The sequence below is a fragment of the Winogradskyella flava genome (assembly GCF_014243395.1).
In the GTDB taxonomy this organism is placed as follows: domain Bacteria; phylum Bacteroidota; class Bacteroidia; order Flavobacteriales; family Flavobacteriaceae; genus Winogradskyella; species Winogradskyella flava.
This window is the reverse complement of the sequence record NZ_JACLCP010000004.1, coordinates 119,345-142,871: the sequence shown is the minus strand read 5'-3', so window position 1 is coordinate 142,871 and position 23,527 is coordinate 119,345. Positions and strand designations below refer to the sequence as shown.

At 35.9% G+C, this 23,527-nt stretch carries 22 protein-coding genes; 7 read left to right on the top strand and 15 right to left on the bottom strand.

What is annotated here, in order from left to right; all coding sequences use genetic code 11:
- Window positions 1–5: 5 nt before the first annotated feature.
- From meaB to H7F21_RS13285, 4 genes are all read left to right on the top strand, one after another.
- Complete coding sequence (meaB, locus tag H7F21_RS13300) at window positions 6–1,082, top strand: methylmalonyl Co-A mutase-associated GTPase MeaB (protein ID WP_425509964.1); 1,077 nt, start codon at window positions 6–8, stop codon at window positions 1,080–1,082.
- Window positions 1,083–1,285: 203 nt separating this feature from the next.
- A complete protein-coding gene (locus tag H7F21_RS13295; RefSeq protein ID WP_185789791.1) occupies window positions 1,286–2,002 on the top strand; it encodes a glycosyltransferase family 2 protein in 717 nt (238 codons plus the stop codon).
- Window positions 1,999–2,622, top strand: a complete 624-nt coding sequence (locus H7F21_RS13290; RefSeq protein ID WP_185789790.1) for a lipid-A-disaccharide synthase N-terminal domain-containing protein — start codon at window positions 1,999–2,001, stop codon at window positions 2,620–2,622. Before H7F21_RS13295 ends, H7F21_RS13290 begins: the two co-directional genes overlap by 4 nt.
- Window positions 2,615–4,237, top strand: coding sequence for an ArnT family glycosyltransferase (locus tag H7F21_RS13285; protein ID WP_185789789.1), 1,623 nt, complete (start codon window positions 2,615–2,617; stop codon window positions 4,235–4,237). Before H7F21_RS13290 ends, H7F21_RS13285 begins: the two co-directional genes overlap by 8 nt.
- Before the next feature lie 5 nt (window positions 4,238–4,242).
- Here the strand turns inward: H7F21_RS13285 and H7F21_RS13280 are convergent, their stop codons facing one another.
- The 9 genes from H7F21_RS13280 to H7F21_RS13240 form a co-directional block, all read right to left on the bottom strand.
- Window positions 4,243–4,815: a phosphatase PAP2 family protein gene (locus H7F21_RS13280; protein WP_185789788.1), complete on the bottom strand. Its 573-nt coding sequence runs from the start codon at window positions 4,813–4,815 to the stop codon at window positions 4,243–4,245.
- A complete protein-coding gene (locus H7F21_RS13275; RefSeq protein ID WP_185789787.1) occupies window positions 4,815–5,042 on the bottom strand; it encodes a hypothetical protein in 228 nt (75 codons plus the stop codon). Before H7F21_RS13275 ends, H7F21_RS13280 begins: the two co-directional genes overlap by 1 nt.
- Before the next feature lie 99 nt (window positions 5,043–5,141).
- Window positions 5,142–5,495 carry a four helix bundle protein gene (locus H7F21_RS13270; protein WP_185789786.1) on the bottom strand — a complete coding sequence of 118 codons (354 nt, stop codon included), beginning with the start codon at window positions 5,493–5,495 and terminating at the stop codon, window positions 5,142–5,144.
- 55 nt (window positions 5,496–5,550) lie between these two features.
- Complete coding sequence (locus tag H7F21_RS13265) at window positions 5,551–6,927, bottom strand: MATE family efflux transporter (protein WP_185789785.1); 1,377 nt, start codon at window positions 6,925–6,927, stop codon at window positions 5,551–5,553.
- Between the two features lie 144 nt (window positions 6,928–7,071).
- Window positions 7,072–7,779 carry a DUF3667 domain-containing protein gene (locus H7F21_RS13260; RefSeq protein WP_185789784.1) on the bottom strand — a complete coding sequence of 236 codons (708 nt, stop codon included), beginning with the start codon at window positions 7,777–7,779 and terminating at the stop codon, window positions 7,072–7,074.
- A gap of 38 nt (window positions 7,780–7,817) precedes the next feature.
- Window positions 7,818–8,783 carry a hypothetical protein gene (locus H7F21_RS13255; protein WP_185789783.1) on the bottom strand — a complete coding sequence of 322 codons (966 nt, stop codon included), beginning with the start codon at window positions 8,781–8,783 and terminating at the stop codon, window positions 7,818–7,820.
- A 37-nt stretch (window positions 8,784–8,820) separates the two neighbouring features.
- The gene (locus H7F21_RS13250) at window positions 8,821–9,762 is read right to left on the bottom strand and encodes an NAD(P)H-dependent flavin oxidoreductase (RefSeq protein WP_185789782.1); all 942 of its coding nucleotides are present in this window, start codon (window positions 9,760–9,762) and stop codon (window positions 8,821–8,823) included.
- 188 nt (window positions 9,763–9,950) lie between these two features.
- Window positions 9,951–11,138, bottom strand: coding sequence for a tRNA 2-thiouridine(34) synthase MnmA (gene mnmA / locus H7F21_RS13245; protein ID WP_185789781.1), 1,188 nt, complete (start codon window positions 11,136–11,138; stop codon window positions 9,951–9,953).
- 141 nt (window positions 11,139–11,279) lie between these two features.
- Window positions 11,280–11,993, bottom strand: coding sequence for a toxin-antitoxin system YwqK family antitoxin (locus H7F21_RS13240; RefSeq protein WP_185789780.1), 714 nt, complete (start codon window positions 11,991–11,993; stop codon window positions 11,280–11,282).
- A 64-nt stretch (window positions 11,994–12,057) separates the two neighbouring features.
- On the opposite strand from H7F21_RS13240, the gene H7F21_RS13235 reads away from it, so the two are divergent.
- On the top strand, window positions 12,058–13,446 hold the full coding sequence (locus H7F21_RS13235; RefSeq protein ID WP_185789779.1) for a fasciclin domain-containing protein: 1,389 nt from the start codon (window positions 12,058–12,060) through the stop codon (window positions 13,444–13,446).
- A 412-nt stretch (window positions 13,447–13,858) separates the two neighbouring features.
- Here the strand turns inward: H7F21_RS13235 and yidC are convergent, their stop codons facing one another.
- Both yidC and pyrG read right to left on the bottom strand, forming a co-directional pair.
- Window positions 13,859–15,775 carry a membrane protein insertase YidC gene (gene yidC / locus H7F21_RS13230; protein ID WP_185789778.1) on the bottom strand — a complete coding sequence of 639 codons (1,917 nt, stop codon included), beginning with the start codon at window positions 15,773–15,775 and terminating at the stop codon, window positions 13,859–13,861.
- A 165-nt stretch (window positions 15,776–15,940) separates the two neighbouring features.
- Window positions 15,941–17,557 (bottom strand): CTP synthase, encoded by a 1,617-nt coding sequence (gene pyrG / locus H7F21_RS13225; protein WP_185789777.1) that lies wholly within the window; start codon window positions 17,555–17,557, stop codon window positions 15,941–15,943.
- An 88-nt stretch (window positions 17,558–17,645) separates the two neighbouring features.
- On the opposite strand from pyrG, the gene H7F21_RS13220 reads away from it, so the two are divergent.
- Window positions 17,646–18,209: a hypothetical protein gene (locus tag H7F21_RS13220; protein WP_246431486.1), complete on the top strand. Its 564-nt coding sequence runs from the start codon at window positions 17,646–17,648 to the stop codon at window positions 18,207–18,209.
- A gap of 81 nt (window positions 18,210–18,290) precedes the next feature.
- Window positions 18,291–19,046: a hypothetical protein gene (locus H7F21_RS13215; RefSeq protein WP_185789776.1), complete on the top strand. Its 756-nt coding sequence runs from the start codon at window positions 18,291–18,293 to the stop codon at window positions 19,044–19,046.
- Window positions 19,047–19,048: 2 nt separating this feature from the next.
- Here the strand turns inward: H7F21_RS13215 and H7F21_RS13210 are convergent, their stop codons facing one another.
- The 4 genes from H7F21_RS13210 to guaA all read right to left on the bottom strand — a co-directional run bounded on the left by H7F21_RS13210 (window position 19,049) and on the right by guaA (window position 23,405).
- Entirely contained in the window at window positions 19,049–19,276 is a 228-nt protein-coding gene (locus H7F21_RS13210; protein WP_246431485.1) for a DUF3820 family protein, read from the bottom strand.
- A gap of 1 nt (window position 19,277) precedes the next feature.
- Entirely contained in the window at window positions 19,278–19,826 is a 549-nt protein-coding gene (locus H7F21_RS13205) for a DUF922 domain-containing protein (protein ID WP_185789774.1), read from the bottom strand.
- Between the two features lie 91 nt (window positions 19,827–19,917).
- Window positions 19,918–21,822: an amino acid ABC transporter substrate-binding protein gene (locus H7F21_RS13200; protein ID WP_185789773.1), complete on the bottom strand. Its 1,905-nt coding sequence runs from the start codon at window positions 21,820–21,822 to the stop codon at window positions 19,918–19,920.
- Window positions 21,823–21,869: 47 nt separating this feature from the next.
- Window positions 21,870–23,405: a glutamine-hydrolyzing GMP synthase gene (gene guaA / locus H7F21_RS13195; RefSeq protein WP_185789772.1), complete on the bottom strand. Its 1,536-nt coding sequence runs from the start codon at window positions 23,403–23,405 to the stop codon at window positions 21,870–21,872.
- Window positions 23,406–23,527: the final 122 nt, after the last annotated feature.

Below are 23,527 nucleotides of genomic sequence, written 5' to 3'. Positions count from 1 at the left end.
AAGTGGTGAAAAAGATCAAAACATATAAATCTGCGTTGCAAGAACAAGATGGGATTTCGCCTCCAAAAGCACTAAGTACAGATTCTGCCAAATCCATAAAAGCCAAGCGTAAAAGTCAACCATCGATAAGTGATCTAGTCCATGGCATCACTTCGGGAAATATAACCGCATTGAGTAGAGCCATCACCTTAGTTGAAAGTACGAACCCAACGCACACCAGGAAAGCACAAGGCATTATAAATGCTTGCTTGCCGCATGCCAGCAATTCAATTAGAATTGGTATCACTGGTGTTCCTGGTGTTGGTAAAAGTACATTTATAGAAGCCTTTGGGACTTATCTTACCAGTATTGGGAAAAAAGTTGCAGTTTTAGCCGTAGATCCAAGTAGCTCTTTAAGTAAAGGTAGTATTCTTGGTGATAAAACCAGAATGGAAGATTTGGTAAAAAACAAGAATGCTTTCATTAGACCCTCTGCATCTGGAAATTCTCTGGGTGGTGTTGCTAGAAAGACAAGGGAAACCATTATTCTCTGTGAAGCTGCAGGCTTTGATACTATTATCATAGAAACTGTTGGTGTTGGGCAAAGCGAAACAGCCGTACATAGTATGGTAGATTTCTTTCTATTATTAAAACTTGCTGGAGCAGGTGACGAATTACAAGGTATTAAACGTGGTATTATTGAAATGGCAGATGCCATTGTGATTAATAAAGCTGATGGCGATAATCTCAAAGCTGCAAAATCCGCGAAGCTTGAATTTAATAGAGCTTTACATCTCTATCCTGAAAAAGATTCGGGCTGGTCGCCCAAGGTATTTCTATGTTCGGCGTTGCAAAAAGAAGGCATTGAAGCGGTGTGGCGGGTGATCCAAGACTACCTTAAAACCACTACATCCAACCAGTATTTTGAACAAAACAGAAACAATCAGAATACGTTTTGGCTACTACAAACTATAGAAGAGCACCTTAAATCGAATTTTTATAATGCTCCGAAAATCAAAACAAAATTACAACAACAAATCGATTTGGTCGAAAATGGAAAAACGACTCCTTTTGCTGCTGCAGAATACTTACTTTCTTTATAATGAACTCATATTCACTTTGTCTATTTCCTAAAAAATGTTTGAAACCCGTTCATATTTCTTCTATTTCCTCATACGTAGCTCTGCTATGAATTTTAAAAATACCATCATCTGAACAGGTTTTATTTCATTTTCGGTTAAACATTCAAAGTGAATATGAGTTCAATAAAAAACAATACTTTTGCACAGATTAAGCCATCAAGCATATGATGTATAAGCTAACGATTATAGTTCCGGTTTATAACGAAGCCGAAAATCTAGAGCGTGTTGAAACCGAACTTGCCAACTACTTAAAAATGGCATCCGTTCCTGCATCCGTGCTATTTGTTAATGATGGATCAAAAGATAACAGTCAAGCATTCATTGAGGACATCTGTAACCGCAATACAGCTTTTGAATATATACTCTTTAAAGAAAACAGAGGTCTAAGTGCAGCTATAAAAGCAGGCTTTGACCATGCTGAAACTAAACTGGTTGGCTATATTGATTCTGATTTACAGACATCTCCTGAAGATTTTAATAGTCTTCTAGAACATATAGATACTCATGAGTTGGTTACTGGTGTGCGCTCTAATAGAAAAGACTCCTTTGTAAAGAATATGTCTTCTAAAATTGCCAATGGTATTAGACGTGCATTTACCAAAGATGGTATGGATGATACAGGTTGTCCTCTTAAAATAATCAAGACGGATTACGCAAAGCGTATTCCAATGTTTAGAGGTTTGCATCGTTTCTTACCTGCCATGATTATGTTACAAAACGGTAGGATAACTCAAGTCCCTGTGCAGCATTTTCCGAGAATTGCAGGTACCGCAAAATTTGGACTTTGGAATCGTCTTTTAGGTCCGCTAATGGATTGTTTTGCTTATTTATGGATGAAGAAGAAATACATCAATTATAATGTTGCCAAAACTAGCAAATGAAGGATTGGTTAATTTATTCCATAGGCTTTTTAGCGCAGATTCTATTTTCATCTCGATTGCTCATTCAATGGGTCACCTCAGAAAAGCAACGTAAGGTTATTACACCAACAACATTTTGGACGCTAAGTTTGATCGCCTCGTTCCTACTCTTTATTTATGGGTATTTGCGATTGGATTTCGCCATTATGTTAGGGCAAAGTTTAACTTACTTCATTTACATAAGAAATCTTCAGCTTCAAGGACAATGGCAAAAGTTCCCTAAGATTGTGCGATATTTATTATTGATTGTGCCAATCCTTATTGTTATTTTCTATTATAACAATAATAAGATAGATATCGAATTGTTATTTAAAAATGAAGCTATTCCAACTTGGCTACTAATCCTTGGTATTGTGGCTCAAGTGATTTTTACATTACGTTTTGTGTATCAATGGATACATGCTGAGCGTCATAAAGCATCTTCATTACCTATGGGCTTTTGGGTTTTGAGTTTAATCGGTGCTTCTCTTATCTTAACTTATGCCATTATTAGAGAAGATCCTGTCCTCTTTGTTGGGCATTTATTCGGAATGATAATATATGCACGTAATGCTTACCTCATGAGACAAACCAATGATTAAGCGTATAGAAAAATATCCGATTTTAAGTCTATTGCTTTTTGTCATTGTGATGCTAGGCTTTACAATTGACGCCATTCCTGTGACTATAATGGAAGCACGTAATTTCATTTCGGCTAGGGAAATGCTTACAGATGACAATTGGATCTTAACGACCATGAATGGCGAAGCGCGTTATCAAAAGCCGCCTTTACCAACATGGATTACTGCTTTTTTTGGGATGCTTTTTGGGATGAAGTCGGTATTGGCATTGCGTTGGCCAGCCTTACTTTTTATGGCGAGCATTGGTATATCTACTTATTTATTATCAAAAAAACTCAAGCTCGATAAATCACATAGCCTGATTAATGGCTTCATTGTACTAAGTTCATTTTATGTCATAGGCATCATCATAGAAGCACCTTGGGATATTTATACACATGGCTTTATGCTTATGGCTTTGTATCAGTTGTTTCTCATGTTTCAAAAGCAAAAAACACCTATACGCCATAGCTTACTTTTTGTGTTATTCATGGCTTGTTCTATATTATCAAAAGGACCAGTGTCATTATATGTGCTCTTTTTATCTTTTGTCATAGCCTACAGCGTCGCTTATAAACCAAAAGGTGGAACATTACACTTTTTGAAATTATTCAGTCTTTTAGTCTTTGGTATTGTTTTAGGAGGTTGGTGGTACTTCCATGTACGAGTTGCAGATCCTGAAACTTTTGCTGCTATTACTGAGCGTGAAACCTCAAATTGGAGCAGTTATAACGTTAGACCTTTCTATTATTATTGGAGCTTTTTTGTACAGAGTGGATTATGGACTATTCCTGCATTTCTAAGCTTGTTATATCCTTACATGAAATCTCGGGTGTCCAATCTAAAAGCTTATCGATTTAGCTTCTTCTGGACGATAATTGCCGTGATTTTACTATCTGTTATTCCTGAAAAGAAATCACGCTACTTAATGCCTGTACTTATACCCTTAGCTCTAAATATTGGTTTTTATATAGAGTATTTAGTTCGAGAATTCAAAAACATAAGCTCGAAGAAAGAAACCTTTCCTGTTTATTTTTCATTTGGACTCATTGGCTGTATCGCTTGTTTGTTTTGGATGATTTGGTTCTTTTCGAACATTGCTTTAACCGGAACATTATTAATTCGATTTATAATTTCTGCTTTAATCCTATTGGTGATTGGCTTCTATATCTTCAAATTTTTAAAACGGAAGCGTATGAAGAACGTATTCTATCTCATCATTGGGTTTATGTTAATCATAGGCTTAATAGCACTGCCAATAGCTAAATCGCATATTCAAGATGATTATAAACCTGTTTCAGAATTAATCAATGCAGGTGTTCCGTTATATAGTCTAAATAAGGTCTCACCTGAAGCCATATATAATTATGGTGATAAAATAGCTAAGATAAAGACCAAGGATGGCATTCTAATTCCTGAAGAGAAAGAGTTCAATTTATTAACAAACAAAGAAGATCCCAACAACATCAAGGCGCTTTCAAAATTATATCATATTATATTTTTAGCGACTTACGATTTAAATACCTCCCCTAAAAATACAAGGGCACATAAATCGAGATTAGTCAATCAGTTATATCGACTTTCGCTGAAAAAGTAAAATATTTAAGATGTGATAAACCGCTTTAGCATATACTTATTAAGTTTGTAAAAACCAAATCCTGCTAAAGCTCCAAACGCCATTCCACAAACAATATCCAACGGATAATGCACACCAACATAGATTCTGCTGTAGGCAACGATGAAGCTCCAAAACAACAACAAGAAAATAAGGTTCTTAAAATAGGGTCGCAATACCAAGCCACCAAAAACAGCAGCAGCCATTGAGTTTGAAGAATGACCAGAGAAAAAGCCATATTTACCACAGCGCTCAGCAATATAGCGCATACCTTCATCCAACAAGCTGTCTAATCGACATGGTCTTGGACGCATAAAGCCGTCTTTGAAAAGGTTGGTAATCTGATCCGTGAATGTAATCATGGCCGCAATAACCAGTACCATAATCAGTAAGGGTTTGACACCATATTTTCTATAAATGAGAAACAGGAGAATGGCATAAAGCGGTACAAATGAAAATTCATCTGTAATAAACAACCACAACCAATCCCAAGTCGAAGAGCCCAATTTATTTAGGTAAAGAAAAAGTTCGGTATCTAAGTCTAAAAGTTTTTCTAGCATTAGTCGTCGTAGCGTGCTACTTCCCTATCGTAAAACTCGGTAGCCTGTTTTATATAATTTTCAGTTTCGGTTTCTAGTTCTCTTTGGTCATGCTCATCGAATTCCTCGAACCACTCTACTTCATCATTCTCTAGGTTAATGATGAATCTCGGAAACTCCGTATGTATAATAAAAATGGCATCTGGATAATCCGTATTGTCGCCTAGTATGAATTTTGGTAGTTCCATAGGTTATAAATGTCAAAGTTACGAGTACCTAAGTTTTTGATTACTCATGGGCAAAAGTAATAAATCTTTGAGTTAAAAAGTTATAAGTACTTAGAGTGTCTAAAGTTTGTTTGCGATAGAAGTAAAAATAGCAAGTAACTCTTTAGCTTCTATTCTTAATTCTTTCAGTTTTGGTAGTTCAAGCCAATTCAATTCTTCAATAATTTTTAACCAATAATCGGTTTCACTAGCTTCTGCTAAACTTATTTTGATTTTGTTTTTAAAGTCTTTTGGACTGCGAGAGCGATTAGCTTCTCTATAATTAGCACCAATACTAGTTCCAGACTTTGTCAATTGATTTCTAAGCACCAATGATTCTGTTGTTTTCGGCATACTCGATGATAGATTAATAATATCAATCGCAAATCTAATCGTACGCTTTTCTAGCTGTTTGGCAAACTCTTTATTAGTCATTTTTTAATTTTCTTATAACTTTAAATACTTTAGGCACTTTTTAACCCTAACTACTTTAATCACTTTCCCTTATCAACTTCTTAGTCAAATAATTAAATCGAACAAACAACAAAATCGCTGCCGCACTTAATCCGGCTAATAAGCCCAGCCAAATACCTAAACTGCCGTAGGCTTCTTCTTTACCAAGGAAATAGCCAATAGGAAAACCTATGACCCAATACGAGATAAACGTAATAAGCGTTGGAATCTTAACATCTTGCAATCCGCGAAGCGCACCAAGAGCGACAACTTGCAAGCTGTCACTAATCTGAAATACTGCCGCTGCCAACAATAAGGTTGCTGCAATCTTAACCACCTCAGCCGTATCGACAGCATTCGCTAGATCATCTAAATCTACATACATGTCTGGCAACACCTGATGAAACACGGCAAAAAATAAAGCAAATACCAAGGCAAAAACAAACCCAACCAAAAAGATGGACTCTGCAATACGCTTTAGGTTTTTATAATCCTTTAATCCCTTTTGATTGCCAACCCTAACCATCGCAGCCACGCTCAATCCCATGGCTACCATAAAGGTCATGGAGCTCAGGTTTAAGGCAATCTGATTGGCCGCTTGGGCATTTTTACCAAGCAATCCACTTAACCAAATAGCTGCTGTGAATATGGCCACTTCAAAAAACATTTGCATGGCGCTTGGCAATCCTAAATTGGTTAGTTTTTTAAGCGGTTGCTTACTTAGTTTAAAGAATTTAATATTAGTTACATAAGGTTTAGACTTATGGCGTTTAGCCAATAACCACCATAAGAAAAAGAGCATGACAAAACGCGATACCAAGGTACCAACGGCTGCACCTACTATTCCCATTTCTGGAAAACCAAACTTCCCAAAGATTAATACATAATTGATCACCACATTTAGAATATTGGCCACAATAGTGGCAAACATTGGGTATTTGGTTAAGGATAAGCCATCACTAAATTGTTTAAACGCCTGAAACACAATTAAAGGCACTAACGAAAATGCCACTAGATCCAAATACGGAATGGCCAGCTCAACTACTTCTTCTGGCTGATCCATAACATACATGAGTGGTTTGGCTACTAAAAGCATAAGGAATAATAGGATACCTAAAACCGTACATAGAAAAAACCCATGTTTAAATACCGATTTCCCTTTAGTGAAATTTTGTTCTGTATCTGCTTCTGCGACCAAAGGTGTAATGGCCGTGGAGAAGCCAATACCAATGGACATAGCAATAAAAATAAAGCTATTACCCAAAGACACTGCAGCTAATTCTGCCGCTCCCAATTGCCCGACCATAACATTATCCACGAAGCTCACAAAGGTATGCCCAAGCATGCCTAAAATCACAGGAGATGCCAGTTTTAGATTGTATTGAAATTCTTTCGTGTAGTCGCTTAAAACCATAGCGCAAAAATAGGGCTTAGGTTTTTGTTGTACGAATTAAATTGGAGGTGTTATGGAACAGGTGTGCTTAACACTTAGATATGGTCAGTTAAGCTAAGTTAGGCTTTTAAAAAATTAAGAAGTCAATATGTAACCTTACTTATTTTAAACTTGACTTAAGCCTATCAAAAACGTAATCAAAATAAGTTGCAGTATAAATAAGAATAGTACTACAAATGCCAATAATAGGGAGTCCAATTTATTATTAGTTCTAAACACTCTATAGACCATCCACGTAATCATGATATAGATGACAGGATCAAAAATTAAGGGCCACCTCAATATTAAATAACTTATAATACCTACTAACGTGGCTTGCCCAATGATAAATGAGCTTATGGCTAGATGTTCTGTAAAGTTATATTTTCTAAAAATCAATTTCTGAGCGAGTCCCAATGGAATAATTGCCAAAATCCAAAAGAACTTTAAATAAGTTCTAATAAATTGACCGGCTTTATAACTCATGTTTCCCAAAGTCTCCAGAGTTCCTGATGGCAACTTACTTATATCACTAGGTTTTTTTGGTATTTTAAACAATTCCAAAACTACCAAATACAATGTGACGGACAGGATTAGAAATGATATTGGGTTAAGAATGCCTTTTCTTTTACCATTAAGATATTCTGAGGTAATGCGCTGTGGTTTTAACAGCAACATTTTGAGATTTAACAAAAAGCCCTTGTCCATATTAGTAACCGATGCAAAGGCATATGACATCATGGAAGTCAATGTGATTTTTTCTACATCACGCTTCTCACCACAATTAGGACAAAAGTTGTTATTATGTTCTTGATTACAAGACCTACAAATCATTTAGTAGTTATGCTTTAAAATCTATGTAATATTACTTTTTAATCAAAGTTATCTTGATAGGAAACACTAAATACAGCATTGGTTATATCTGTTGAAGCGTTTTCAACATAAAAACTTCCTTCAATTATATTCAAATCCGTATCGTGTTGCGTTATGGTAATACCAGAACTACCCAATACCTCGTCTGGTAATCTAGTTAAGAAATTAAAAAAGAAAACACCATCTGTGTTGTCATTGTTAAGGGCGTAACTATTCCCGGCTGTGACACTTGTAGGTATAACCATTATTATTCGTCCAAAATTATGATCGAAAGCAGTTACTCGTATATGATCGCCATTAGATTGTGATCTCAGCGCCACCGAACTATTAGAAACGTAATCAAGGCCACTAACCGTTGCGTTAACACTATTATCGTCTATATCTTTATCTGCAGTAGCAAGCGACACATTAGTAAACACACCATTAGTAATCTCAATGGTAGTGATACTGCCATTAGTTTCTAATTGAAATAAAGTGCCACTAAAGGTACCAGACACAAATCTATTTGTAACATCTAAGTCTGTTAAGTTAATTTGAGCCACTATGGTATTGCTTAATACATCACACGCATAAGCAGAACCTGGGCCATACAACTCAATAAATGGCTCACTTGAAGTATTACCTCTGTAAATGATGTTTTCATTTATTAAACCAGATGAATTGCCTATGGTATATAAACCTTCCGTGACCACATTATCTGATGTGACTTCACCTATTTTTAGTCTTAAAAATTCAGTTACTGGACCACTTTGCAACGGAATAGCACTAATAGATAATTCCTTACCATCATTAAATAAAGTTGCTGAGACCAAGTCATTACTATAATCTTTGGTAACTCCATCGACATCAAATCGAAAAACAGTCTGAGTGGTATCATCAGAACTGTCTGAGCTACTACAACTCGTATAACCTGCTGCTATAATTATTATAATTAGAACCTTTAATTTTAATATGCTTTGTTTCATAGTTGAAATACTCATTTTTTAAATATTAATTACTGTATTAGTAAGTGCTTAATTTTATTTTGGCTTGCTCAAATTCTTTTATCATATCTTCTACAATTTCAGCCACAGGTTTTATATCATGGATTAATCCTGCGATTTGTCCAATTTCTAATTCACCATCGTCTAAATCGCCTTCAAACATGCCGCGTTTCGCGCGTGCACGTCCCAAAAGCTCTTTCAGTTGTTCTGGGGTTGGTGCTGTTTTATAGAGTTCCTGTACCTCGTTATAGAATTTATTTTTTATAAGTCTTACTGGTGCGAGCTCTTTTAAAGTCAATTGCGTGTCACCTTCTTTAGCGTCAACTACTACTTGCTTAAAATCTTGATGTGCAGAGGATTCTTCACTGGCCACAAAGCGACTACCCACTTGCACACCATCTGCTCCCAAAACCATACAAGCCAACATGGCCTTACCTGTGGCGATACCTCCAGCCGCAATTAATGGGATTTCGAGTTGTTCTTTTACCATTGGGATTAAGGTCAAGGTGGTGGTTTCATCACGTCCATTGTGCCCACCTGCTTCAAAGCCTTCCGCAACAACAGCATCAACTCCTGCAGCTTGCGCTTTCAGCGCAAACTTGACACTGCTTACCACATGTACCACAGTAATCCCTTTATCTTGTAACCATGTGGTCCAGGTCTTTGGATTTCCCGCAGATGTGAACACAATTTTCACATCTTCTTCAACAATGATATCCATAATGGCTTGGATATTTGGATATAGCATGGGCACATTGACTCCAAAAGGTTGATCCGTTGCTGCTTTACATTTTTGGATATGCTCACGCAACACATCAGGATACATGGAACCTGCTCCTATCAAGCCCAAAATCCCCGAATTACTGGCTGCTGAAGCTAGGCGCCAACCACTGTTCCAGATCATTCCAGCTTGAATGATTGGATATTTTATATTGAAAAGAGAGGTTATTCTGTTTGCCATTCTTATAATAAGTTTGCATAAAATTCGTCAATTCATGTGAATTTTACGAATGAAATCCTCTGAAATTTACCATATCGCTTCTAGTGGCGAGCCTCGGCCCATTGTATCGAGAAATATTAGTTCTCGATAGTTCTGATGAGCAAAGTCGAAGTGAGATTTTTCATGCTTCAAAGTCCTCGAACTGACGTCTAGGAAATAACTCCTGAACCTAGCAGCTCGGCATCATTATACCAAGCTACAAATTGACCTTCGGTAATCGCAGATTGTTTGTTTTTGAATTCGACATATAGTCCAGATGTCACTTTATGAAGTGTTGCTTTTTCCAAAGGCTGACGATAGCGGATTCTAGCCATAACATCCATAGTTTCGTCTACTTTTAATTCTAAGTCTTCTCTAATCCAATGCAATTCGTCATTAGACACAAACAATACATTACGCAATAAACCCGGATGATCTTTACCTTGGCCAGTATAAATCACATTGTCTTCCACATCGGTTTCAATAACGAATAGCGGCTCTTTTGTGCCACCAACTGCCAAGCCTTTACGTTGTCCTTTTGTAAAGTAATGGGCACCTTGATGTTGCCCAACAACTTTCCCATCAGAAAGATGGTATTCTGGCTTTTTAGCCAAAAATGCTAACTTACTTTCTTTTGAATCGAATGCTGGCATATTTTGATTATACTGATCGAAAGTTGTATCAACCTCAACAATAACCCCTTCCTTAGGTTTTAATTGTTGTTGTAAAAAGTCTGGCAATCGAACTTTACCTATAAAACATAAACCTTGGGAATCTTTCTTTTCGGCAGTAATTAAATCTTGCGCTTTTGCAATTTCCCTAACCTCTGGCTTGGTTAATTCGCCAATTGGAAACAAAGCCTTTGCTAGCTGCGCTTGTGACAATTGACACAGAAAATAAGATTGATCCTTATTATTATCTATACCTGCTAAAAGTTGATGAATTTCTTGTCCATCTTTGGTAATGGTCCCTTTTCTGCAGTAATGTCCTGTGGCTACGTAATCTGCACCTAATTCCATAGCGATATCCATAAAGACATCGAACTTTATTTCGCGATTGCACAAGACATCAGGATTAGGGGTACGTCCTTTTTCGTATTCATTAAACATATAATCTACAATACGTTCTTTATACTGAACACTTAAATCGACCGTTTGAAACGGAATACCCAATTTGTCTGCCACCAACATGGCGTCATTACTATCTTCTAGCCAAGGGCACTCATCTGATATGGTCACGGAATCATCGTGCCAGTTTTTCATAAACAAGCCTATAACCTCGTAGCCTTGCTCTTTTAAAAGATAAGCTGCAACGCTAGAATCCACTCCACCTGAAAGTCCTACGATAACTCTTTTCATGTTAGCTTCCTGCGAAAGCAGGAATCTCTTATTTAATAGTTTGTGTTTATTTGTCTCAAAACTTTCGCAAAATTACAAAATATAAAAGGCAATCCGATGAGGATTGCCATATTGAAAAACTATCTGTATAATAGCTTATAACTATTTATATTTCTTGATTACTTTTTGGCTCGTATGATCTACTTCTTTTGTTATTTCTCCGGCGTTGTAATACTTCCAAATACCAGATTTTTGATCGTTTGTAAAGTCGCCTTCAGACGTTACATTGCCATCAGCATCATAATTAATGGTTTTGCCATTTAGTTGGTCATTGTTATACAAGGATTTCCTTAAAAGCTTATTATCCTCAGAAAACCATTTGGATTCGCCATTTAGCTCTCCATCTTTATAAAGCGTATGTTCTGCCAAATTCCCATTTTTATAGAAGACTGTCCGTTCACCATCAAGTTTTCCTTCGTCGTTGTAGTGTTCTACAATCATCTTGGCAGAAGAATTTTTATGAAAGTATGTCCATTGTCCAATATAGCGCTTCCCATTCATTTTCCCTTCACTAATCACTTTCTTTGCCGACGTATAAAAAGTCACTATTGCAATACTATCGTTTGCGTTAAATACTTTAGTAGCACCGAGCACACTTTTGCCATTGGATAGGGTATAATAGTTAAAGGTGTCTATTTCTTTTCCGTGATTAAAGTTTCCCTCATAACGTTTTTGATCTGTCTTATGGTAGTTTTTAGTCCATAGGCCATGGCGTTTACCATTCTTATCGAATTGATTTATTGGTTCTTGAGCAAAGCCAAGGGTTGTTAAAATTATTGTAAAAGTGAAAATCAGATAATCTTTTTGTTTAATCATTACGTATATTTGTTAAACAAACTAATCAAGTTTGAATGTTGAACAATTTTAAAAACTCAAAAAAATGAAAATTATTTCGAAAAATTTCAAATTACTTGCAGTATTTCTATTGGTTTTAGGTATTACTGGATGTAGTGACGACGACGATGGTAATCCACAACCAACTGTATGTACTGCAGATGCTGGTACCTTAACTGCAACTGCCAGTTCTGTTTCTCTGTCAGGAGGTACGGCCACTATTAGCGCAACAGCTAATGGTGACATCGTAATTCCTGCAAATTATGATGTAACTTATGTTTTAACTTCTGGAACAAATTTAGTTATTGAAGATGCTGGTGCCAATCCAAGTTTTACAGTAGACGAAGCTGGATTGTATACTATACATACGTTAGTAGCGGAAACATCAGACAATACAGATGCTAACTTTTTAGATTTAAGCGTCATTAACTTTGGCACAACAACAGGCGGAGATGTTCTTGGCCTAGTTACTTCTAATAATTTATGTGCATCTTTAGACGTGACAGGTGCACCAGTACAAGTGACCTTTACTGTAGTTGATTTAGCGATAGATGCAGGATTTACATCACTTGCAGCCGCACTCACCGCAACGGATTTAGTAAGCGTATTGCAAGGTGACGGTCCATTTACAGTATTTGCACCAACTAACGATGCGTTCACAGCACTGCTTAATGCGACTGGTCTAGATTTAAATAATTTATCTGCAGATGAAGAAGCCTTGGTTACAAATATATTATTGAACCATGTTATAGTAGGATCTAATATTACCTCATCTGACCTTGTAAGTTTAGGATCGGGTTATGTTAATACAGGTGCAACGGGTCCAAACGATGCCAATTTAAGTTTATATTTCGATACTTCAAATGGTGTTGTTTTAAACGGTCAATCTAATGTTGATACGAATAATGTTGATCTAATGGCCACGAATGGTATAGTACATGTCGTAAACGAAGTTATTGATCTTCCGACAATTGCGACATTCGCCACAACCAATCCTGCATTATCAACCTTAGTTGCTGCGCTTCAATATGCTGACACTGGTACTCCAACAGTACCATATATAGCAACGGTATCTGACGTAGCTGCAGGACCATTCACTGTTTTTGCTCCAGTAGATGACGCATTCCTTGATGGCACAAATGGTATATTGGCAGAATTAGGTTTATCTGGATTTGGTGAAGGAACTGGTGAATTAAATGCTGCGACCACAGATGCAGTATTATTAATGCATATAGTTAGTGGAAATATCCAATCTTCAGAATTGCCAAACGGAACCGTTGGAACACTTGGTGGAGATATTACTGCCGATAATACTAATTTCACATTAACAGATGCTAATAGTAGAGTAAGTAATATTGTAACCTCATTAGTTGATATCCAAGCAGTAAATGGTGTAGTACATGTTATTGACAAAGTGATATTACCTGCACAATAAGAGAAAGATCGAGGCTGATTACCTCATTTTTATATTGATTGATTTAGTTAGTAAGGAAACCCAGACAATAGTCTGGGTTTCTTTTTTTGTACTGTAACATTATGAGATTAAGTACAACTTATTATTATGAAACTAAAGCATTTCTTAAAAAAACACATTCTTAGCATACTTAGCTATATAGGGCTAACTACGGGTTTGGCTGCATTTATTTGCTTATACTATTATCCTTATATATCAACATTATTGTTTGTTTTACTACTCGTTATTTTCCTTGTTATTACACAATTAAGTAGTATGAAGGACTGATACTGTCAGTTAAGAACTGACGTGTATTTATTGTACTGGAAAGACATTTGTATATAAAAAAAGCCCTAGTAAAACTAAGGCTTTCATTTATTAATACACAATAATGTTATTTCTTTCGTTTCTGTTGAGCTTGCTTTTGTCTTTCAGCTTGTTCCATCATATCAGCCATCTTTTTCTGGAAACGATTTTGCTTTTTAGGCTTACTCTTGCTCACTTCTATCTTCGCTAGTACTTTATCCTCGTCAATGATGTAATTTTTAATCACTAACATAATTCCTATACTAATTAAGTTAGAAATAAAATAATACAAACTCAATCCTGAAGCGTAATTATTAAAGAATACCAACATTAGCAATGGTGAGAAGTAAATCATGTACTTCATCATTTTACCCATATCCGGCATACCTTCTTGTGGTGGACCTTGCATTGCTGTTTGTTGACCGGTTGTCATCTTCATATAGAAGAAAATAGCAATTGCCGCTAATATTGGAAATAATGCAATATGGTCGCCATAAAACGGAATACTAAACCCATCTGGAAAATCGTATATCGAATCAAAAGAACTCAAGTCATCTGCCCATAGGAAACTCTTCTGTCTTAAAGCAAAGGCTGTTGGAAAAAACATGAACAAGGCATAAAATACTGGAATTTGCATTAAACCTGGTAAACAACCACTTAGAGGACTTGCACCTGCTTTGTTCTGTAAAGCCATTGTTTCTTGCTGAGCCTTTAACTTATTGTCTTTGTACTTAGCTCTAATAGCATCAAGTTCTGGCTTTAGGATTTTCATCTTCGCTTGCGATAAGAACTGCTTGTACTGCACAAACGACAACATAATCTTTACCAAAATAGTCATGACAATAATCGCTATACCATAAGGTAAAAAGCCGCTTAAAAATCCGAACAAAGGAATAAACAATGCTTTATTAATCCAGCCAAAAATTCCCCAACCAAAAGGAATACTCTCTTCTAGGCTTTTATCGTAAGCCTTAAGCGTTTTTGCATCTGTCGGTCCATAGTACAATCCTAGGTTTTTTGTGATTTCACCACCATTATAAGCTAGGGGTATTTTAGAAGTGTACAACTTCGTAAAGAGCGTATCCACCTCCTCATCCTCTACCAAATCTTCGGAGGTCATGTCTACTTTTTTAAACGGACTATCACTTGAAACCAAAATTGAACTAAAGAAATGCTGTCTGTAGGATAACCATTCGACACCTTCGACCGTTTCTTCATCATCACTCATTTGAGACAGCTTTTCTACACGATCCTCATCATACATATAGGTGAGACGTGTATAACGATTCTCATAACTAATACTTTTTGCATGTCGTATTCCTTTCTGCTTCCAATCTAACGTTATAGGTTGCGATGTATTAAATACACCACTTAAACCTTGCGACCTGATTGAAAAATCAATCATATAATCATTTGGCTTAAGCTCATATCTAAATTCTAAAAACGCTGTTTCCGAAACTTTTAATTTCATGGAAACAATGGTATTCTCACCACTTTTGGTTACTCCTGGCTGAAATGGTAAATCTTGAGTGTTCAGTGTTCTATTGTCAGACGTCCCAAAAGTAATATTGAAATTACTGTTTTGATCCTTAACTAAATAAATAGGTATGGAATCATAATCGACAAAGTTTTTTAGCCTTACTTCTGCCAAATGACCACCTTTGTTACTGAATTTAAGATCAAAGACATCTGTTTTTACGCTAGTTAACCCATCTCCTGTTGAAGGCTGATTCAAAGCAAAAGAAAATGCGCCTAATTTGTTTTGAAGTGCCACACGTTGTGTGGAGTCTAGAACTTGAGCATTCGAGTAATCTTCGGCAGTAGTAACTACGGCTTCATTCTGTTTATTCTGTTTTTTTTCTGCCTCTACTTGCTCTTGTTCCTCTTTTTTCTGAGCCTCAATCTCTTCTGGTGTCGGTGCATTTTGGTACATCATATACACCAAAATTCCAAAGATTAGGATGAATCCTATAATTGAGTTAATATCGAGTTTCTTTTCTTCCATATTTATTTGCCATAATAGACGGTAATATTATTAGTTTGGTTTGAATCTTTAAACCTAGATTCTGAATCAAATTCAGAATCACAAATTAAGGGTTTATTGATGATAATTGAACAACCCAAAAAGCTATCCAAAGTTAATTTTGCGCCAAAGTGGCACATTATTTCGTTATTTTTTATTTTTAAATTTTAATGCTGCAGCAATAAACGCTACAAACAATGGATGCGGATTAGCCACTGTACTTTTATATTCAGGGTGATATTGCACACCTACAAACCAGTTATGATCTGGTATTTCTATAATTTCCACCAATCCGGTTTCTGGATTTAATCCAGTGGCTTTCATTCCAGCAGCTTCAAGCTGTGCCTTATAATTGTCATTAAGCTCAAATCTATGTCTATGACGTTCATTAATGCTTGTTTGTCTATAAATCTTGTGTGCTATACTGCCGTCAACAATTTCACAATCCCAAGCTCCTAGACGCATGGTACCACCTTTATTGACTACATTTTTTTGGGACTCCATTAAGTTGATTACTGGATTTTTAGTATTTCCATCCATTTCAATGGAGTTGGCATCCTTAAGATTTAGGACATTTCTCGCATATTCAATCACTGCCATTTGCATCCCTAAACAGATACCCAAAAACGGAATATTGTTTTCCCTAACATACTTTACAGCATCAATTTTTCCTTCTACGCCACGCTCACCAAAACCGGGTGCAACCAATATACCATCCAGATGACCAAGTTTAAAATTGACGTTATCCTCGTTTAAATATTCTGAATGAACAGACTCTACATTAACTTTAACTTCGTTCTCTGCGCCTGCATGTATAAAGGCTTCTAATATAGATTTATAGGAATCTTGAAGCTCTACATACTTACCTATTAAACCAATGGTAACTTCACTCTTTGGATTTTTGTGACGTTTCAAAAACTCGTTCCAACGACCTAAATCCGGAACATCGCTTTGAAGGTCCAACTTTTCTAATACGACTCTATCTAGTTTTTCATCCAACATTAAATTAGGCACATCGTATATAGTTGATGCATCAATAGATTGAATGACAGCTTCTTTCTTTACATTACAAAAGCGTGCTAACTTTTCTTTTAGTCCATCACTTAGTTCATGTTCAGTTCTACATACCAAAATATCGGCATGTACTCCACTCTCCATAAGTGTTTTTACACTATGTTGGGTTGGTTTTGTTTTTAGCTCACCGGCAGCAGACAAATAAGGTACTAGAGTCAAATGTATTACTAGTGCATTATGATCGCCCAATTCCCATTGCAACTGACGCACAGATTCAATATAAGGTAGTGACTCAATATCACCAACGGTTCCTCCGATTTCCGTGATCACTATGTCATAGTCACCTGAATTACCTAAAATTTGAATACGATGCTTAATTTCATCCGTAATATGCGGAATTACCTGAACCGTCTTACCTAAAAATTCTCCCCTACGCTCTTTGTCAATAACACTTTGGTATATTCTACCAGTTGTCACATTATTAGCTTGCGAAGTTGGTACATTTAAAAAACGCTCATAATGTCCTAAATCCAAATCAGTTTCCGCACCATCATCCGTTACATAACACTCGCCATGTTCATAAGGGTTTAATGTTCCTGGATCTATGTTAATATAAGGATCTAATTTTTGGATGGTTGTTCTGTAACCTTGTGCTTGTAGGAGTTTAGCGAGAGATGCTGCTATAATGCCTTTTCCGAGAGAAGAAGACACGCCTCCTGTTACAAAAATATACTTAGGGTTTGTGGTCATGTTGCGCTGTTAAACGCAGGCAAATTTACAAAATAAAACGAGTATTTTTAGAATTGTTAATGGTTTGTTTATATGTTACTTTTATATCATGAAAGACAACTGGGATTTAACATCTAAGGACGAGCTGACACAATTGATAAAGCGCCATGGCATTAATAGTTGGTATGATTTAACCCTACATGTAAAATCATTACCTTATGGCAGAAACGTAAATCGATCAGATGTCAGCTTAGTCTGGAAAGAACAAAAAGGAACCTGCAGTTCTAAACATGCCTTTTTGAAACATGTGGCTGATTTAAATAATCTTCCAAATATTGAACTCATACTATGCATGTATAAAATGAATTCAATAAATACTGCAAAAATTGGCAGTGTTTTGTCTGACAATCAATTGAATTATATTCCAGAAGCCCATTGTTATATAAAGATAAATGAAGAGCGTTTTGATTATACATCCATCAATTCTGATTTTAGTAAGATAAAAAGCGATATTCTTTTAGAAAAAGATATTGAGCCGCACCAAGTTGCTGATTTTAAAGTACAGTTTCATAAATCCTATTTGAAAGATTGGATAGTTGACCGCAGTATTCCTCTTAATTTTGATAGAATTTGGGAGATTAGGGAGCAATGTATTGCTAATTTGAGTGCTTGAGCTTTAAAGTTTTTTTAACTAACTTCGATGGACCGCGAACATAAAAGAAAATTTCAAACAAAGTTGGTTATGCATAAAAAAATGAGATTTACCATTTTCTTACTAACGATTCTACTAATGGGCTGTGGTAAAAAGTCAAAAACAAATAACGTCACAGATACTCATTTAATTTCAAATTTTGAAAAAGAGCTAAGTGAATTAAAAAGTGACGAGATTTCAACTTTGAATAAAGCTACAGACCTATTTAAAGACTATATATCCAAGAGCCATAATAATTCCCAAAAGGACTCTTTATTTATGCCCTATTTTAATCATTATAATTTAGGCAGAGTTTTACTAAAGAACGAACCTGAAAACATTATAAATAATTACGGTTTCAAAAAGATTCAGAAAGAAGAAAAAGAGTATCTGGTTCCTGTACAAAGTGACTATTTAGAGGCAAATGTAATTACATATTTATCAGAACCCATGAAAAAGTTTTGTCGACAACAATTAAAAGAATTTAACGATTCAGAAGATCTAGAAACTATTGCAAGCAATGCATTGTGGTGGGAAAAGTTTAATTCAGAAAATCCAAATTTCTTTTTAAAAGAAATGACATATTACCACTATAAAAACTGGCACTTAAAGAATTTAATCTCCGGAACAAGAACGGTAAAAGTTTTTAGAGAAAACGACAAATTAACTGATCAAGCAGAAACCGTGTATCTTAGAATAGTAGCCAACAATCCCAAATCAGATACCGCAAAAATTATTAAAGAATACTTAGTCTTATTAGAAAAAAATAATATGACGCGGTCTGGCGGTGTGCAAGAATTTATTAATAATTATAAATAAATCTACTTCTTAAACTCTTTCTTAATCGTATAGATTAATTCTTCTAGTCCGTTGATTTTAATATCATGCATCTGTATCATCATTCTACCCAGTTTCCCTTCAGGAAATCCTTTTTGCTTAAACCATGTGTAGTAATATTCTGGAATATCAATGAGGTAATCACCTTTGTATTTGCCAAAAGGCATTTTGTAGTGTGCTAATTCAATGAGCGCCTCTTTACTGCCTTCCAATTTATTGCGATTTGTATGTGTCCAACTTCGCCAATTCTTCTGCAATGTATGTCTCCCAATACTTTTGTGCATCAACATTTATGGAGTGCTTGGTCTGTGCATCGTAAGTCTTCTGAGTTTTATCCAAAGCTTCATTAATAGCGATATGAATCTGGTTCATCTGCTGTTTAATATTTTGATTGGCTACCAAACGCTCTAATTGCTGTCTAAACTTGCGTACATAGAGTTCTGTGATATCAAAATGAAGTTGCTCATGTCCTAATATGTAACTATCACCTTTCTCGCTAATATACCACGATTTATCAGGATAGAAGTGTGCTTCTACAGAATACTTAAAATCTATAATTCTTTTACCAGAAGTCTTTAGAGAGTACCCAAACGTAATTCCAGAAGCTGTTAGAGCAACAGCACCAGAATTAGAATCTGGTGCCGCCTTAAAATCTGACCAAGTGAGTTTGCGTAGTTCATTCCAAGTTACAGTTTCTTCATTTGAAGAAGCGTTCCCTATAAAAAGAAAAATGAGGACAACTATAATATATTTTATCTGCATACAACGACAGTATCTGTAGGAGAAAACGCTTTTACTTTATCATTATTGTAATCTCGAGAATCCGAAGTATAAACATCACCTAGAGGCCATTCTATTTGGCTTCTACAATCCTTAAATCATCGTATTTAACAATATAAACGGCTTCATTCTTATAACCTCCAAACATAGATTTATTGTATCTAAACTTATTCTCTATGTATTCTGTTTCTATGGCATCACTAGACGCTTCGTACAAATCTTCTTCAGAAGCTAAGCGCAATAGTAAATCTAGGGTAATATCGAACCCACGAGCGACATACTTACTAGGTGACACACCATATTCTTTTTTGTATGCTCTTACAAACCCATTAGATTTATCTTCATCAAAATCCTTATTTACAGATGGATAATGAAATTTAAGATTTGACAAGTAGTTATTATCAATATTTTTGCCTTCAAATGCCTTGCTCTTATTTAAGGTCACCAATACGATTTCTATTCTATCTACCATGCGACCATTAAGCATACTTATAACACTTGATGCAAAAGCATCATTATCTGTTTCTAGAAAAACAACTGTTCTTCCGTTAGGAAACATATTATCCAAACGCACAGGATAGATGTAATAATCGTCCTTACCTGATTTTTTATCCTTTTCAGAATATAGAACTTTAGCATCCGAAAATTCGGTCTTCAACATTTCCGCAATAGTTTTATGAGCGTGATCTGCGATTACCAATACTTTTGATTTTAAACTATCGCGCTTAACATAATCTATCATGGTTTTTTGCAAAAGCTTATCTTCTGGAATGGTTTGAAACACATTGCCATAAACTTCTTTAGGCTTGTTTAGTGCCGCAATTACTGGCACTCGATTTCTATTTAATCTTGTGGCTACCCTATCGAAAGATTTGTTGTCCAATGGACCAATCACTGCATCATAATCAGAAAAATCATTCTCTTCCAGTAATTCCCTGGTTCTTGAGGCTTGGTAGCGTGTATCCAAAACTTTTAAATCCGTAGATATACCCAATTGCTTAGCTGAATCCAATGCCATTCTTACACCAACATGAAAATCTAAAACGAGCGATAACAACTTTTTGTTTTTTATCATGTCCTTTGCCTCTTCTACAGAATCCACATCAATTTTATCCAATTGATAGGGTAACATTAACGCCAATTTCTTGGTCTCAAAATTCGTTAGGTTAGATATTAATTTTGTCGTTTCAACACTAGAAAGACTACCACTTACACTAAGGGAGTCAGGAATTCTTAAAACCATTCCCGCTTTTAAACCAGTTTCTTTTAGCTCCGGATTTAAAGCTTCAAGCTGCTCTTGAGTAAGACCTGTCTTTACCTTTAGTCGGTAAAAGCCTTCCTTAGGCAAAACTTCATAATAGTTATGTTTACCTTCGGTCGACTTTTCATCTTCACCTTCTATATTAGGCACATTAAGCTCATCTCCAGGCTGAAGCACCTCTTTCATATTTGGATTTAGCGCTTGAAGTTCTTCAACAGTGATACCAAACTTATAGGCCACACGCCATTTCCCTTCTTTCGGTTGTACTTTGTATTTCTTAATCGTATTCTTATAGGACTGCTTAGAAATAAAACTTTTAAATCTTGGTATTCTAATTTTATCCCCTTTTTTAAGATTCTCTGAATATAATTGTCGATTGGCTTTCTTTATTTCTTCTTCAGAAACATTATATTTTTTAGCTAAGCCATAGAGGGTTTCCTTGCGCTTTACCTTATGCTTTTTATAACCTATTAATTCCCTTGAATTTTCGGCAATAGGTTCATTCTTAACTTTAGAATTTGGAATAATTAAAATCGAATTAGGCTGAAATTTTTGCTTTGCATCAGGATTTAAAGCATAAATATCAAAAGGTGTTACCAAATAATTTTTGGCAATACTTTCAATAGTTTCGCCTGCCTTTACCTTATGTTCAATATAGTTTTGAGCACTAAGGTTAAGTGCTAAGCAAATTAATATGACGGTTAGAAAATTCTTCATTTTTATATTTTTACTGTAAACAGTTGCTTAATACTGTTTACTGATTTTTACTCCCATTCTATAGTCGCAGGTGGCTTAGAACTGATGTCGTAAACCACTCTATTCACACCTTTTACTTTATTTATAATTTCGTTTGAGGTCTTTTGCAAAAACTCATAAGGTAAATTTACCCAATCTGCGGTCATACCATCAGTACTTTCTACAGCTCTTAAAGCCACACATTTTTCATAAGTACGCTCGTCTCCCATGACGCCTACACTATTAACTGGTAATAACATTGCACCAGCTTGCCATACTTTATCGTACAAATTCCAAGATCGTAGATTATTAATAAAAATAGCATCTACCTCCTGTAATATACGCACTTTTTCTCGTGTTAGATCTCCAAGGATTCTAATGGCCAATCCTGGACCAGGAAATGGATGACGACCTAACAATTGCGAATCCATATTCATGGAAGCACCAACACGTCTCACCTCATCTTTAAATAAGGCTCTTAAAGGCTCAACGACTTCTAACTTCATAAAGTCTGGTAATCCACCGACATTATGATGGCTCTTAATAGTTGCGCTTGGACCTCCTGTTGCCGAAACACTTTCTATAACATCAGGATAAATAGTGCCTTGTGCCAACCATTTTACATCTTGTATGCGATGTGCCTCATCATCAAAAACCTCAATGAACACGCGCCCTATGGTTTTTCTTTTTTCCTCAGGATCGCTCTTTCCTGCCAAGGCATCCAAAAAGCGTGCCGAAGCATCTACTCCTTTAACGTTCAAACCCATGCCTTCGTATTGATGCAGCACATCTTCGAACTCATTTTTTCGTAATAAACCGTTATTGACGAAGATACAATACAGGTTTTTTCCAATGGCTTTATGCAATAACATGGCCGCTACAGAAGAATCCACACCACCTGATAAACCTAGTACTACCTTATCATTGCCAAGTTGGTCCTTTAAGTCTTGGACTGTTTCTTCAACAAAGGCATTTGGCGTCCAATCTTGATTCACCTTTGCAATTTTTACTAAGAAATTTTGAAGTAATTGATGTCCGTCTGTGGTATGATACACTTCCGGATGGAATTGAATAGCATAGGTGACTTCACCTTCAATTTTAAAAGCCGCATTTTCGACATCTTCCGTGCTCGCCAACAAAACACCACCTGTAGGTAATTTTTTAATGGTATCACTATGGCTCATCCACACTTGACTGCCTTCATGTATATTCTCAAAGAAGTCATCCTCCTCTTTTATAAAACCTAAATTTGCTCTACCATATTCGCGTGTATTGGACTCTGCTACTTCACCCCCTGAAAAATGAGCTAGATATTGCGCACCATAACAAACCGCCAATAATGGCTTTTTTCCTCTTATTTCTGAAAGGTCTGGATGCAAGGCATCATCAGAACGTACAGACACAGGACTACCTGATAAAATCACGGCCTTAAAGCTCTCAGAATCGTTTGGGATTTTATTGAATGGGTGGATTTCGCAATAGATATTTAACTCTCTTACACGTCTTGCTATGAGCTGTGTATACTGCGATCCGAAATCTAGAATAAGGACTTTGTTGTGTTGCATGTGCAAAAATAATAATTGCAATCAGATTGACGATCGCCGACTTTAGATTTTTTTAATAGTTTTTAACAGTTATCAATTAACAGCAAAATCATCTATTTCTTTTTGAAAAGCTTTAAAATTTA

Bases quoted from the DNA above. Each gene is read 5' to 3' on its own strand.
- H7F21_RS13295 (WP_185789791.1), top strand. From the start codon at position 1,286: ATGATGTATAAGCTAACGATTATAGTTCCGGTTTATAACGAAGCCGAA.
- H7F21_RS13290 (WP_185789790.1), top strand. From the start codon at position 1,999: ATGAAGGATTGGTTAATTTATTCCATAGGCTTTTTAGCGCAGATTCTA.
- H7F21_RS13285 (WP_185789789.1), top strand. From the start codon at position 2,615: ATGATTAAGCGTATAGAAAAATATCCGATTTTAAGTCTATTGCTTTTT.
- H7F21_RS13280 (WP_185789788.1), bottom strand. From the start codon at position 4,815: ATGCTAGAAAAACTTTTAGACTTAGATACCGAACTTTTTCTTTACCTA.
- H7F21_RS13275 (WP_185789787.1), bottom strand. From the start codon at position 5,042: ATGGAACTACCAAAATTCATACTAGGCGACAATACGGATTATCCAGAT.
- H7F21_RS13270 (WP_185789786.1), bottom strand. From the start codon at position 5,495: ATGACTAATAAAGAGTTTGCCAAACAGCTAGAAAAGCGTACGATTAGA.
- H7F21_RS13265 (WP_185789785.1), bottom strand. From the start codon at position 6,927: ATGGTTTTAAGCGACTACACGAAAGAATTTCAATACAATCTAAAACTG.
- H7F21_RS13260 (WP_185789784.1), bottom strand. From the start codon at position 7,779: ATGATTTGTAGGTCTTGTAATCAAGAACATAATAACAACTTTTGTCCT.
- H7F21_RS13255 (WP_185789783.1), bottom strand. From the start codon at position 8,783: ATGAAACAAAGCATATTAAAATTAAAGGTTCTAATTATAATAATTATA.
- H7F21_RS13250 (WP_185789782.1), bottom strand. From the start codon at position 9,762: ATGGCAAACAGAATAACCTCTCTTTTCAATATAAAATATCCAATCATT.
- mnmA (WP_185789781.1), bottom strand. From the start codon at position 11,138: ATGAAAAGAGTTATCGTAGGACTTTCAGGTGGAGTGGATTCTAGCGTT.
- H7F21_RS13240 (WP_185789780.1), bottom strand. From the start codon at position 11,993: ATGATTAAACAAAAAGATTATCTGATTTTCACTTTTACAATAATTTTA.
- H7F21_RS13235 (WP_185789779.1), top strand. From the start codon at position 12,058: ATGAAAATTATTTCGAAAAATTTCAAATTACTTGCAGTATTTCTATTG.
- yidC (WP_185789778.1), bottom strand. From the start codon at position 15,775: ATGGAAGAAAAGAAACTCGATATTAACTCAATTATAGGATTCATCCTA.
- pyrG (WP_185789777.1), bottom strand. From the start codon at position 17,557: ATGACCACAAACCCTAAGTATATTTTTGTAACAGGAGGCGTGTCTTCT.
- H7F21_RS13220 (WP_246431486.1), top strand. From the start codon at position 17,646: ATGAAAGACAACTGGGATTTAACATCTAAGGACGAGCTGACACAATTG.
- H7F21_RS13215 (WP_185789776.1), top strand. From the start codon at position 18,291: ATGAGATTTACCATTTTCTTACTAACGATTCTACTAATGGGCTGTGGT.
- H7F21_RS13205 (WP_185789774.1), bottom strand. From the start codon at position 19,826: ATGCAGATAAAATATATTATAGTTGTCCTCATTTTTCTTTTTATAGGG.
- H7F21_RS13200 (WP_185789773.1), bottom strand. From the start codon at position 21,822: ATGAAGAATTTTCTAACCGTCATATTAATTTGCTTAGCACTTAACCTT.
- guaA (WP_185789772.1), bottom strand. From the start codon at position 23,405: ATGCAACACAACAAAGTCCTTATTCTAGATTTCGGATCGCAGTATACA.